11 protein-coding genes are annotated in these 12,816 nt (G+C 53.0%); 7 read left to right on the forward strand and 4 right to left on the reverse strand.

Annotation, left to right across the window (positions count from 1 at the left end; genetic code table 11):
* The first annotated feature begins 46 nt into the window (after positions 1 to 46).
* A complete protein-coding gene (locus ACK3CJ_RS08845) occupies positions 47 to 532 on the forward strand; it encodes a GNAT family N-acetyltransferase (RefSeq protein WP_409526053.1) in 486 nt (161 codons plus the stop codon).
* Between the two features lie 90 nt (positions 533 to 622).
* On the opposite strand, the gene ACK3CJ_RS08850 is transcribed toward ACK3CJ_RS08845, so the two are convergent.
* Positions 623 to 730, reverse strand: a complete 108-nt coding sequence (locus tag ACK3CJ_RS08850) for an RlmF-related methyltransferase (protein ID WP_409526054.1) — start codon at positions 728 to 730, stop codon at positions 623 to 625.
* 310 nt (positions 731 to 1,040) lie between these two features.
* On the opposite strand from ACK3CJ_RS08850, the gene fos reads away from it, so the two are divergent.
* Positions 1,041 to 1,427, forward strand: a complete 387-nt coding sequence (gene fos, locus ACK3CJ_RS08855; RefSeq protein ID WP_409526055.1) for a fosfomycin resistance glutathione transferase — start codon at positions 1,041 to 1,043, stop codon at positions 1,425 to 1,427.
* A 177-nt stretch (positions 1,428 to 1,604) separates the two neighbouring features.
* On the opposite strand, the gene ACK3CJ_RS08860 is transcribed toward fos, so the two are convergent.
* On the reverse strand, positions 1,605 to 2,807 hold the full coding sequence (locus ACK3CJ_RS08860) for an IS4 family transposase (RefSeq protein ID WP_409525712.1): 1,203 nt from the start codon (positions 2,805 to 2,807) through the stop codon (positions 1,605 to 1,607).
* 244 nt (positions 2,808 to 3,051) lie between these two features.
* On the opposite strand from ACK3CJ_RS08860, the gene ACK3CJ_RS08865 reads away from it, so the two are divergent.
* The gene (locus ACK3CJ_RS08865) at positions 3,052 to 3,534 is read left to right on the forward strand and encodes a cupin domain-containing protein (protein WP_409526056.1); all 483 of its coding nucleotides are present in this window, start codon (positions 3,052 to 3,054) and stop codon (positions 3,532 to 3,534) included.
* A gap of 103 nt (positions 3,535 to 3,637) precedes the next feature.
* Here ACK3CJ_RS08865 and mfd read toward each other — a convergent pair whose 3' ends face one another.
* On the reverse strand, positions 3,638 to 7,087 hold the full coding sequence (mfd, locus tag ACK3CJ_RS08870) for a transcription-repair coupling factor (protein ID WP_409526570.1): 3,450 nt from the start codon (positions 7,085 to 7,087) through the stop codon (positions 3,638 to 3,640).
* Positions 7,088 to 7,228: 141 nt separating this feature from the next.
* Here mfd and yghU point away from each other — a divergent pair, with 141 nt between their 5' ends.
* Positions 7,229 to 8,077, forward strand: coding sequence for a glutathione-dependent disulfide-bond oxidoreductase (gene yghU / locus ACK3CJ_RS08875; protein WP_409526057.1), 849 nt, complete (start codon positions 7,229 to 7,231; stop codon positions 8,075 to 8,077).
* 78 nt (positions 8,078 to 8,155) lie between these two features.
* On the opposite strand, the gene dapA is transcribed toward yghU, so the two are convergent.
* The gene (gene dapA / locus ACK3CJ_RS08880; protein WP_409526058.1) at positions 8,156 to 9,019 is read right to left on the reverse strand and encodes a 4-hydroxy-tetrahydrodipicolinate synthase; all 864 of its coding nucleotides are present in this window, start codon (positions 9,017 to 9,019) and stop codon (positions 8,156 to 8,158) included.
* Between the two features lie 381 nt (positions 9,020 to 9,400).
* On the opposite strand from dapA, the gene ACK3CJ_RS08885 reads away from it, so the two are divergent.
* From ACK3CJ_RS08885 to ACK3CJ_RS08895, 3 genes are all read left to right on the forward strand, one after another.
* The gene (locus ACK3CJ_RS08885; RefSeq protein WP_409526059.1) at positions 9,401 to 10,093 is read left to right on the forward strand and encodes a CTP synthase C-terminal region-related (seleno)protein; all 693 of its coding nucleotides are present in this window, start codon (positions 9,401 to 9,403) and stop codon (positions 10,091 to 10,093) included.
* A 193-nt stretch (positions 10,094 to 10,286) separates the two neighbouring features.
* Entirely contained in the window at positions 10,287 to 10,754 is a 468-nt protein-coding gene (locus tag ACK3CJ_RS08890; protein ID WP_409526060.1) for an OsmC family protein, read from the forward strand.
* A 140-nt stretch (positions 10,755 to 10,894) separates the two neighbouring features.
* Positions 10,895 to 12,814 carry an SLC13 family permease gene (locus ACK3CJ_RS08895; protein WP_409526061.1) on the forward strand — a complete coding sequence of 640 codons (1,920 nt, stop codon included), beginning with the start codon at positions 10,895 to 10,897 and terminating at the stop codon, positions 12,812 to 12,814.
* Positions 12,815 to 12,816: the final 2 nt, after the last annotated feature.

Here is a 12,816-nt window from a genome sequence, read left to right on the forward strand (position 1 = left end):
GCGGTCAATACCTATTGAGGCTTATTTTATTTATGTGGAGGTTTCGGTGATTGTCAGGGAAATGGAAGAGAAGGATCTTGACGCTGTAAGCGCAACTTGCATCGCTTCGTTTTTGCACTCTCTTGCAGGTACTTTATCTGAGGAGGGAAGCTCAACCTTTTTGAAGATTGCTGCAAGTAATGCCTTCTTTGACCGAACGAAGGGCGATAATCTGATGCTTGTCGCAGAGTGCGATGGAAAACTTGAAGGTGTAGTCGAACTCAAAGAAGGTCGTCATATTGCAATGCTTTTTGTTGCCCCTGAGCACCAGAAGAAAGGTGTTGGGAAGAAACTGCTTTTATCTGCCCTGGATTATGCGAAGGTTGATACTGTTACTGTAAGAGCATCCTTGTCCTCAGTTCCTGCATATAAGAAGTATGGTTTCGAATGTAGCGGTGCAACAGGAGAATCAGCAGGTCTGATCTATCAGCCTATGGAAATTGAACTTAACAAGCCAATGCGGCCGACCACTACCGCGTTGAAGAGATCATAGCTCTGCCAGCGCTTACAGACGAGTCCGGGTTGGTGGTAGGCAAGCCCATATATGGTTCGCCGTCACCGTTCCCACGGGATTAGCGATGCCTCAGATGACGGTCCAGGCCAATACCCTCGTAATCTTATTTCCCTGCTTCATCTCTATTTTCCGTATATCAACTGCACCGAGCTTACGAATCAACTTCTTTGCAGGCATACAGCATGGCTATCTTCAATGTAGGCTACTTCTGCTGTAGTCTAAGATAACGTCCGCGCCTCCAAGTGGGTCAAAATAGATGGCCATTGACACCGGCTTCACCTCCGCTTTAATTTTCTGGTGCATGCCGCCATTATTAGCAAGCGATAGCTGATGGAGAGGCTAGTGAACAACGTCAAAAAATAATTGGAGTTCTATATTTTATTGTGTTTTTAATCTCAATATCATCTACCAAGTATCAGACGTCTTAGATATAGCCTATGCGGTTCGGTCATCGGTACATGAAGCGTATCTATGCTGAGGAGGAGCAATGCTAAGGGGATTGAATCATATTACTATTGCAGTAAGTGACCTTGAGCGGTCTCTGATTTTCTATACACATCTTTTGGAAATGAAGGCACATATTCGCTGGGACAATGGGGCATATCTGAGCTTGGGAGATGTCTGGTTCTGTTTGTCTTGTGACGAGGTACACCCGAGCCAAGATTACTGCCATATCGCGCTTGATGTTTCCGAAGGTAATTTCGATTCAGTTGCTGAAAAGCTTCGCGGAGCAGATGTAGTTGAATGGAAGCAAAATAGTAGCGAAGGACTTTCTTTATATATTCTTGATCCTGACGGCCATAAATTAGAAATCCACAGTGGTAGTCTACAAAGCCGTTTGGAGACGCTGAAGTCTAAGCCCAATACTGTTTAGTTAAATATCACCGCTGGCACCGGATCACAAGGCTGGTGCAGTGGATCTCCCCGTTTGCGGATAGGGAAATTACCCATCTTCCGCTTTACTCCGCGCGGGTTCCGTCGGCCACGGCTGGTCACTGCTCGCCCGCTAGATATCTCCTTCAGCAAGCTGTTGAGCCATGCCTGGCGCTGCTTAGGGGGGAATGGAGCCGGAAGCCGGCAGGCGGCGCCTCAACACCCGCACCGCGTGGATAAACGATAAATCCTCCGCGGCTTGGGCTGTGGTCGTCGCGGCCTGCGTCATCAACCGCCGCACCGCCGCATGCGCAATCAGTAGCGCATAGAACTCTTGCTCAACCAAATCCGGTCGCTTGCTGCGCAATATGACCGCACGCTCTGCGAGATGCACTTTGAATTCGTCAAAGGCCTGCTCGATGGTCCAACGGCGGTGGTACAAGGCGGCCAGCGCCAGCGCTGGCGCCTCCTCGCTATCGTGCCAGTTAGTAATCAATCGGTACAACGGTTCCGGATCGGGAATACCTTCCAGGGCGTATTCGATAACCCGCACCTGAACGCCCTCCGTCTTGCGCCGTCGCGCTTTATCACCCGGATACAGGGTCGTCAGGTAAGAACCATCAGGTAGTTCCTGTTCACGCGGCAGAAGCAGGCTGCTCTTAACGCGGAATAGCAGCTTGGCCCCGGTGGCGCATCCGCGTTGCCAGAAAGCGTAGCTATAAAAATTTCTGTCCGCCGTCACTAACATGGAGGGGTTCGCTTGATCGATAACCGCTCCTGCCAAACTGCGCTCGTCACTGCCGTAAGGGCCGGGATTGGCGTAACACAGCATGTGGGTGCCACATTCGGCCATGGCGACAAAGCGCAGCTTCGGAAAGGCGCTGCTGCCCCGGGAAGCTCCCGGGTAACCAAAGTAGGCAGCATTGCCTTTCTCATCGGGCATGTCGAGCGTGGAACCGTCCAGTGCCATGACCCGCAGCCCCCGGTAACACACACCCGGCATATCCGCTGGCCCATGGGGCTGGACCTGCTCGTAATACAGATCGCGCAACGGCGCGACACCGACTTTTCCTCGCGCTTGGGAAATAGCGCCTTTAGTGACCGTCGCCTTCGCCAGTGAGTCATCACCGAGCAACTGGCGCAACCCCTCGATGACCAGGCGAAGCACTTCCTCGTAAGCGACGTTGCCGTACAGCACCATCGCCATCACAAAGTACACCAGCACTTCGTGCGGCAAGCCGCGCCGGCGCTGGCTGTGAACACCGTGTGCCGACAGAGCTTCCCGAACCCTCTCTACCGGACAGTTCATCGCCAGAAAGCCTACTGTCAGGTAATCGGCCAACCTGGCGCCCGTCGACAACTCTGCTTTCGTTCTCGCCATGCTCATCCCCTTTCTTGGAAACATAGCGGACATTTTGACACAAAATCGTTAACTAAACAGTATTGAGTCTAAGCCCTACCGAGGGTTAGTATGGCTGTAAGAAAATATAGCACACTATTACCCACTCGAAGGCAGAAGGTTTAATGAGTTGAATCGACTGCACAGAGACTGTTTCTGGCGCGTTGAGAAGCTCCATTCTTACGTCCCCGCGCATGCTGGCAGTGTTATGCCTTTGGAGAGAACAATGGATAAATATCTGATCACTAGAGAAGAGATTGAACAATTTGAAGGATTATCTAAAACGCACTTTCTGAATGAAAACGCAAAACGGATTAATAAGTCACTCGGTGACCTCGCCGGTTTAACCGGCTTTGGGTTTCATATCATTGAAATTCAGCCCGGCCATGAATCTACGGAGTTTCATAAGCACTACCATGAGGATGAGTGCGTTTATATTCTAGAGGGTGCAGGCGAAGCCCAGATCGGAGAGGAGAAATATTCAGTTAAGGCAGGAGATTTTATAGGGTATCGAGCAGGCGGTGAGGCTCATGCTCTTCGCAATAACAGTGGCTCAATATTAAAATGCATAGTCGTTGGCCAACGCCTGGACCATGATGTAGGTGATTATCCAAAACTCAATAAACGAATTTACCGCCATAAGAATATGCCGTGGAATCTTGTTGATATTGATAGTGTTGAAGAACCAAATGCAGGTAAAAAGGCATAGCAAATTGTAGCCGTTCGCTGCCCTCGGATCTGGCTTATGATCTGGCGATTCTGCGGCAGACTGGGTAGCCGCAGAGCTTTACCTCATAGTTGAAAGAGGGCTATCAGCCACTCTTCCCAGCCAGATGATCCAGCAGCTTATCAACGATTCTGATACGTACTTCGTTCTGTTCCATCTTCAGGTTGAACCTCAGTGCGCTGGCTCCGTCCAGCTTATAAGCCCCCGGCTGTTGCTGCACCAGCCTCACCAATATCATCGGCTCCACGAGTGGTTCCGTATCGAACTCGATCTTGCCTGATTTTGCTCCGGCATCCAGTTTAATGATACCCAGAGCCTGAGCCTTGAGTTTCAGCTCGGTAATGGCGATCAGGTTTTTCACGGCATCGGGCATCATGCCGAAACGGTCAATCATCTCCACCTGCAGCTCATGCAGCGCCTTCGAGTCCTGTGCATTGGCGATACGCTTGTACAGGATCAGGCGGTTATGTACATCCGGCAGATACTCTTCCGGAATCAGGGCTGGCAGGTGCAGGTTAACCTCACAGCCATGCTGCAGAGGCTTGTCCAGATTCGGTGTTTTGCCTTCACGGATGGATTTGATCGCTTCTTCCAGCATCTCCATGTAAAGCCCGAAGCCGATTGTCTGCATCTGGCCACTTTGCTCCTCGCCCAGCAGTTCACCGGCACCACGAATCTCAAGATCATGTGTGGCCAGTGTAAAGCCAGCGCCCAGGGTGTTGGCCTGGCTGAGGGCTTCGAGGCGCTTGCGGGCATCTTCGGTCATGGCGCGGGCAGGGGGCGTCAACAGATAGGCATAGGCCTGATGATGCGAGCGCCCGACACGTCCGCGTAACTGGTGAAGCTGCGCCAGCCCGAACTTGTCGGCCCGTTCAATGATGATGGTGTTGGCGTTGGGAATATCGATGCCGGTCTCAATGATTGTGGTACAGACCAGTACATTAAAGCGCTTGTGATAGAAATCGCCCATCACCTGTTCCAGCTCGCGCTCGCGCATCTGGCCGTGCCCGATAGCGACGCGGGCCTCCGGCACCAACTCTGATACCTCTCGTGCCAGCTTTTCAATGCTCTTGACCTCATTGTGCAGGTAATAGACCTGACCACCACGCAGCAGCTCACGCAGAATTGCCTCTTTCAGCAGCGGTGCGGTGGATTCGCGAATAAAGGTCTTCACCGACAGGCGTCTTGCCGGTGGTGTGGCGATGATCGACAGATCGCGCATGCCCGACATCGCCATATTCAGCGTGCGCGGAATCGGTGTGGCGGTCATGGTCAGGATATCGATCTCGGCGCGCAGCGATTTGATCCGCTCCTTCTGCTGCACACCAAAGCGGTGCTCCTCATCAATGATCAGCAGCCCAAGGTTCTTGAACTTGATATTGCCCTGCAGCAGCTTGTGCGTGCCGATCAGGATATCCACCTGCCCGGATTCCACAGCAGTGGTGATCTCTTGCTGCTGTTTGGTGCTGCGAAAACGCGAGATCAGTTCGACATTCACCGGCCAGTCGGCAAAGCGATCGCAGAAGTTATCATAGTGCTGCTGCGCCAGCAGGGTGGTGGGCACCAGAATGGCAACCTGCTTGCCCGACTGTACTGCGACAAAGGCCGCACGCATGGCGACTTCGGTCTTGCCGAAGCCGACATCACCACAGACCAACCGATCCATCGGCGTCGGGGCGCGCATATCATCCAGTACCGCCTGAATCGAGCTGGCCTGATCCGGTGTTTCTTCAAACGGGAAGGCGGCTGAAAAGCGGCGGTAATCATCTTCAGGACACTCAAACGCAAAGCCTTTGCGGGCGGCGCGGCGCGCATAGATATCCAGCAACTCAGCGGCGGCATCTCTGACCTGCTCAGCTGCTTTGCGACGTGCCTTGAGCCATTGCTCGGTACCGAGCTTCTGCAATGGCGCGGCATCCTCACTGCCGCCGGTATAGCGGCTGATCAGATGCAGTGACGAAACAGGCACATAGAGTTTGGCCTGGTTGGCGTACTCCAGCATCAGGAACTCACTGCTCTGGCCATCCACGGAGATCGTCTGCAGGCCCCGATACCGGCCCACACCATGATCAAGGTGGACAACCGGTGCATCGATATACAGCTCAGACAGATGCCGAATAACCTGATCCGACTGCTCCTTCTCACGCTGTCGACGACGGCGCTGGAACACCTGACGCCCGAATAACTGAGTCTCGGTGACGATATGGAACTTGCCCGGTATCGACAGGCCGGCCTCCAGCGGGTAAACCGTAATCGCTAAACCAACTGGTGCTTGCAGGAAACTGGCCCAGTTATCATGTTCCTCTGCTTTCAGGTTGCTTTTGCGCAGCAGATCCAACAGAGCCTCTCGACGACCTGCTGATTCGGCACACAGCAGCACCGGTGTATTGCTCTCGGAAACAAAACGGTGGAAATGCACCAGCGCATCCACCGCCCCTGGCTCTGCAGTCAGATCCGGGGGCGCCACGCAGGGCAGGTTGTCGCGCCCGGGTTTGACCTCTTCGGCCTCAGTGTTGAGGCGCAGTCTGGGGTATTGCTTGAGCGCAGCCTGCAGTAGATCTACCGGCAGATAGAGCTGATCGGGTGGCAGGATAGGGCGTTCGACATCATGTGCGCGTTCACTGAAGCGATCCTGTATCTCCTCCCAGAAGTGTCTGGCCGAGGCATCAAGCCCAGACTGCTCCAGCAGAAGAGTGGATGCCGGCAGATAATCAAACAGTGTGGCGGTCTCATCAAAGAACAGGGGCAGGTAATACTCGATCCCGGCTGGGGTCAGACCTGCTGACACATCCTGGTAAACCGAACAGCGTTTGACATCGACATCAAATTTCTCACGCCAACGCTGCTTGAAATCACGCAGTGCCTGCTCGGTAAAGGGAAACTCTTTGGCTGGCAATAGCCGGATGCGCTCTATCTGTTCAACCGAACGCTGGGTATCGGGATCGAAGGTGCGAAGGGTGTCTATCTCATCATCAAACAGATCTATGCGATAAGGGGTGTCGCTGCCCATCGGGAAGATGTCGATGATCGCACCGCGAATGGCAAATTCACCATGCTCATACACCGTATCCACTGCCTGATAACCGGCACTGGTCAGTTGGGTACGCAGCTTTTCGGGTACCAGCTTCTGGCCCAGTTCCAGATGCAGGCAATTACCGGAAATGAAATGTACCGGTGCCACGCGCTGCATCAGTGTGGTGGCAGGCACGATGACGATACCCTGCTCAAGACCTGGCAGCTTGTACAGAGACTCGATGCGCTGCGAGATGATGTCCTGATGCGGCGAAAAGGTGTCGTAGGGCAGGGTTTCCCAGTCAGGAAACAGCATCACCGGCAGTGAGTCACCTATGTAAAAGCCTATCTCCTGATGGGCTCTGAGCGCGGTTTCATTGTCATTACAGACCAGCAGAATTGGCCCGGAGCGAAACTCGCGTGCTATCTGTTCCAGCAATAACCCTGTTGCACTGCCCACTACCTGTCCGAGGCGTTTGAGATCACCCGGACGTTGCGGCAGCGAGTAGGAAAATGAACTCAGCACCTTGTTGCTCCCTGAAGCTGTTCATACCATGACTAAGACAAGCCGCATATGGTACCTGCTTGGGCTGGAAAAGGCAGCTTGTAATCTGCTGCATATGGGTCTAAAACTCATGTGATTTGCCAGAGGTAAGAGTAGATTATGAGCCAGGATAAACAGTACACCCCACCCAGAGTCTGGGCCTGGGATAAACCCAATGGTGGAGAGTTCAGTCAGATCAATCGACCCACCGCAGGCGCAATGCATGAGCAGGCACTTCCCAGAGGCAAACACTCTCTGCAGCTTTACTCTCTGGCAACGCCGAATGGAGTCAAGGTGACTGTGATGCTGGAGGAGTTGCTTGAGAGGGGTATCAAGGGGGCAGAATATGATGCCTGGCCGATCAGAATTCTGGAGGGTGATCAGTTTGGCAGTGGGTTCGTATCGGTTAATCCAAACAGCAAGATCCCGGCATTGATGGATTACAGCATGGCAGAGCCGACTAGGGTTTTTGAATCCGGGTCGATTCTTCTGTATCTCGCCGAAAAATTTTCCACCTTCGTGCCAGACGGACATGCCGCCCGGACAGAAACCCTTAACTGGCTATTCTGGCAGATGGGCAGTGCACCATACCTGGGTGGTGGATTCGGGCATTTCTATGCATATGCACCGAGCAAAATGGAGTATCCGATTGATCGCTTTACACTGGAGGTAAAGCGCCAGCTGGATCTGTTGGATCGGCAGTTGGCAGAGCACGCTTTTATTGCAGGGGATACCTATACCTTGGCTGATATTGCGATCTGGCCCTGGTACGGCTGTCTGGTGTTGAATCAGGTATATGGTGCAGCTGAATTTCTGGATGCTGACAGCTATAAACACCTCATGCGATGGGCGAAACAGATAGAGCAGCGCCCTGCAGTTAAACGCGGCGTGCGTGTCAATCGCACCTGGGGTGAGCCAGATCAGCAGTTACCGGAGCGACACAGCCCTGACGACTTTGATGATCGTTAAGGTGGAAGGTGGAAGGTGGATGGTGGAAGGGGACGGATAACCAGTGCATTCCGCCCCTACCCCTCTCAACCGTGCCTGTCAGCGCGATTGCAACGCCTGCCTGATGGCCTCACGTGTGACATCGCTCAGCGGCACCATCGGCAGGCGACACTCCTCTTCACAAAGCTCCATCAACGATGCGGCATACTTGATTCCCGCTGGATTCGGTTCACGAAACAGCGCCGTATAGAACGGAACCAGCTGTTCATGGATGGCCAGTGCCGCAGCAAAATCATTATCTGCACACAGCTCCTGGATACGCGAACATTCGGCTGGCAGTACGTTGGATGCCACCGAAATACAGCCATGACCACCGCTGGCATTGTATGCCAGGGCAGTGATGTCATCCCCGGACAGATAGCTGAAGGGCTTCTGAATCCGGCTGCGCTCATGGTTGATTCTTCCCAGTTCGCCAGTAGCGTCCTTGACCCCGATCACTCTGGGCAGCTCTGCCAGTCTTGCCATGGTGTCCGGCAGTACATCGACTATGCAGCGAGGTGGGATGTTATAGATCACGATCGGGATATCGGTGCTGTCATGCAGGGCGCGAAAGTGCTGATACAACCCCTCCTGCGACGGGCGATTGTAGTATCCGGCCACCGCAAGCACTGCATCTGCACCCACTGACTGTGCATGACGAGCATAGGCGATCGCTTCAGCCGGGTTGTTGGATCCTGCACCCGCCACGACCGGTACCTGGCCAGCAGTTTCCTGCACCACCAGATCCACTACCCGTTTATGCTCGCGCTCCGATAGCGTAGGGGACTCGCCCGTGGTGCCAACGACAACCAGTCCATGAATGCCGCCATCAAGCTGATGGCGAATCAGTTTGCTCAAGGCAGTCTCATCCAACTGTCCATTTCTGAAAGGGGTAATCAGGGCCGTCAGGCATCCGGCTATCATGGTATTTCCTCTTGTGTGAATTGCAGGCAATAAAAAACCCGGTGGCGAGTGTCGCGACCGGGTTCAGGAGTGTTCGAATCTTACGTTCTACACACGCACCACCAAGCCGCAGACAGGTTTCTTCTGTTTGCGGTTCTTGAGAGCCTTAGTGTTTGCGATGTAGTTCACGTAGCGATCCTGTATTAGAGATCTTGTATAAGATTGGCATCGAAATTAGCACGCAGTATTCTGCTGGTCAATCCAGTATTTCAATTATTTTTTTATTTGAAAGTGCTCACCAGGAAATATGTCAATTTTTGATGTTTCCTATGGCTTAATGAAAATTAAAGATCATACTCACATCTGATTGGAACGATTTTCAGCGCATATCAAGGAGCCTATATGAGCTGTAACATAGGACTGATAGGGGAGTTCGACCCCTCAACTCCCGCGCATCAGGGGATTCCTCCCTCGCTCGAGCGAGCATCGAAGAAACTGGGTAAAACTGTTCGTTATGAATGGGTGCCAACGACAGAAATTACCACTGTGAAACGTCTCTGGGCTTATGATGGTATCTGGTGCACACCGGCAACACCTTATCACAACATGGAGGGGGCTTTGCTGGCGATCAACTGGGCCAGGGAAAGGCACGTTCCGTTTCTGGGCACCTGTGGCGGCTTTCAGCATGCAATTGTCGAGTTTGCCCGTCATGTGTTGGGCTGGGAGGATGCTGATCATGCTGAATCCAATCCCGGTGCAACTCGCGCTGTGATAGCACCACTATCTTGTGCACTGGTCGAAACCACCGAGTCAGTGAGTCTGTTTCCGGATACGATGATATTCAGAGAGTATGGGGTATCTGAGATTCTGGAAGGCTATCGTTGCCGCTATGGCTTGAATCCCGACTTCCGGCAGGCGCTGTTGAAGGGACCCATGAGGGCCAGTGCAGATGATCAGACAGGCGAAGTCCGTGCCATTGAGTTGGATAACCATCCCTTCTTTGCAGCCACTCTGTTTCAGCCTGAGAGACAGGCGCTCAGAGGCGATGAGGTGTCGCCTCTTATCACTGCTTTTGTCAGGGCTTGTATCGGTTGAATACCGCGCTTTTCATGTACTATCACAAATGCTAATACTACCCCTTAAGCGTTTGTGATGGTGTTTGCCTGGCTGACAGGCTGTTAATAGTATGTCTGGACTTCAGGGGTTCCTTGCGTTGTCTGCAGGAACAGAGTTGCAGTGCTATTCACAGCCAATGGCATAACGGTCAATGGGCTATTGAGAGGGATGTATGTCAGAATATTTTGCGCGGATTGTCTGGACACGTAAAGTCGGCGAGGTCTACACGGATAACAAATACAGTCGTGGCCACCTGTGGATGTTCGATGGCGGAGCCACTGTGCCTGCCTCCTCGTCTCCGCATATCGTGCCTTTACCCTATTCAGTTGAAGAGAATGTCGATCCGGAAGAGGCGTTCATAGCGTCGCTCTCAAGCTGTCATATGCTGTTCTTTCTCTCGGTTGCAGCCAAACGCAAATTCCTGGTGGATGAGTATCTGGATAATGCCTTGGGGGTTATGGAAAAAGGTGAAGATGGCAAAGTGGCGATGACACGAGTGACGCTTCGTCCGAAGGTGACCTTTTCTGGAGAGAAACAGCCCAGTATTGAGCAACTGGAGCAGATGCATCATGAATCTCATGAGTTATGCTTTATAGCGAATTCGGTCAAAACTGAAGTAGTGACAGAAATCGTGACATAATCAGAGCAGAAGGTTAACCCTATTGATCTGATCAGCGCTCAAGGAGAGCTATTTGAAAGGAGAGCAGTTTGAATGGAGAGCCACATGCATGAACAGGAGCGGTCAGTCATGTTACTCAACTCAACTGTGAAAAGCTCAGCATGAATCTGGATCAACTGTTTGTGTTCTTGATTCTGGGAGCCTCTATCGCGCTCTTCCTGTCCGGTAAACTGCGGCATGATGTTGTTGCTCTCATGGCGTTGCTTGCCTGTGTTCTGGCGGGACTGATACCTCATCAGCAAGCATTCGACGGCTTTGCTCAGCCTGCTGTGATCACGGTTGCAGCAGTACTTATCCTCAGCTATGGCCTGCAAACCACCGGCGCGGTTGAAACGCTGGCGCAGAAGGTGCTGCCGCGAAATGGCGGTACATTCCTCAACATCGCTGTGCTCGTGCTTTTGGGGGCAACGCTGTCTGCGTTCATGAATAACGTAGGTGCGATGGCGCTGTTGATGCCGATCGCGATACAGCTTGCGCTTCGCAAGGGGATCCCTCCTGGGAAAGTGCTGATGCCGCTGGCATTCGGCACGATCCTCGGTGGTATGACTACATTGATTGGCACACCACCCAATCTCATCGTATCTGATTTTCGGGCTGCCGAAACCGGTAGTGGTTTCGGAATGTTTGATTTTACTGCGGTCGGACTTGCAGTTGCGCTGCTTGGTATTGTGTTTGCGGTTGTTGCCGGGCGCTGGTTGGTCCCGACACGCGAGAAACAGGATGCCGAGAGTTTTGACACCGGAACCTACCTGACAGAGGTGAGGGTCGATGAGGGGGCCAAAGTGGTGGGCAAGCGGCTACGTGATGTCGAGTTGCTGCTGGATGATGAGGATGTACAGGTTGTCGGCATGGTGCGAAATGATTTTCGTGTTGTGAGGCCAATGGCTGGCCACATCATACTGGCAGGGGACATCCTGGTGCTTGAATCAGAGCCTGAAGCACTGGGTTCTGCTCTCTCCAGCCTGGGTTTGAAGCTGGAGGGGTCGGTTGACAATGAGACTGATGCGGAGGCGGAGGCTGATACAGATACAGATGAGGAGGGCGGCCAGGACGCGCAGCACGACGTTAAGGATGATGCTCAGGGCGAAGGGAAGGGCGAAGGGAAGGGCAAAGTTCAGCAAGATGACAACGAAGAAGACGACGAAAAAGATAAGGCCTCTGACGATGAGGTGACTCTGCTTGAGCTTGTTGTGCAGCCGAGCAGCCATCTGATCTCACAGAATGCTACAACACTGCAGATTCGTAGCCGTTTTGGGATCAATCTGTTAGCGATTTCCCGTCAGGGCCACCGTTCCATTAAACGCTTGCGTCAGACTGAACTTGAGGCGGGTGATGTGTTGTTGATGCAGGGCACGCAGGAAGCGATACATGGGTTCAGCTCGCTGTATAAATGTATTCCACTGGCTCAGCGTTCCATCATGATTCCAGACAGGCGCAAAGCCATTACAGCGCTGGGGATCATGTTTGTTGCTGTCACTCTCGCTGCGACAGGCCTTTTACCGGCAGCCATAGCCTTCACGTTGGGGGTGCTTGGGTACATGCTTACCAACGTGATTCCTCTCAGAAGAGTCTACGAAGCGATCGACTGGCCCATCATTGTCTTGCTGGGAGCGTTGATGCCGATAGCTGTTGCGATGGCTGATACAGGTGCGGCAGATCTGCTTGCCCGAACACTGTTGGATCAGGTCGCTCAGGGTCATCCAATTATTGCGCTGACGCTGGTGCTGGTGATCACCATGACGCTGTCTGATTTTATGAACAATGCAGCCACGGCAGCAGTGATGTGCCCAATTGCACTGAGTATTTCAGTGCAATTGGGAGTGAGCCCGGATAGCTTTCTGATGGCTGTTGCGATCGGCGCATCCTGTGCTTTTCTGACCCCGATTGGTCATCAGAACAATACGCTGATTCTGGGCCCCGGTGGCTTTCGTTTCTCCGATTACTGGCGCCTTGGCCTGCCGATGGAGCTGCTGGTTGTTCTGGTCAGTATCCCCATGCTGCTCCTCGTCTGGCCGCTGTAGTG

It is taken from the genome of Nitrincola salilacus (assembly GCF_046271865.1).
GTDB classification, from domain to species: domain Bacteria; phylum Pseudomonadota; class Gammaproteobacteria; order Pseudomonadales; family Balneatricaceae; genus Nitrincola; species Nitrincola salilacus.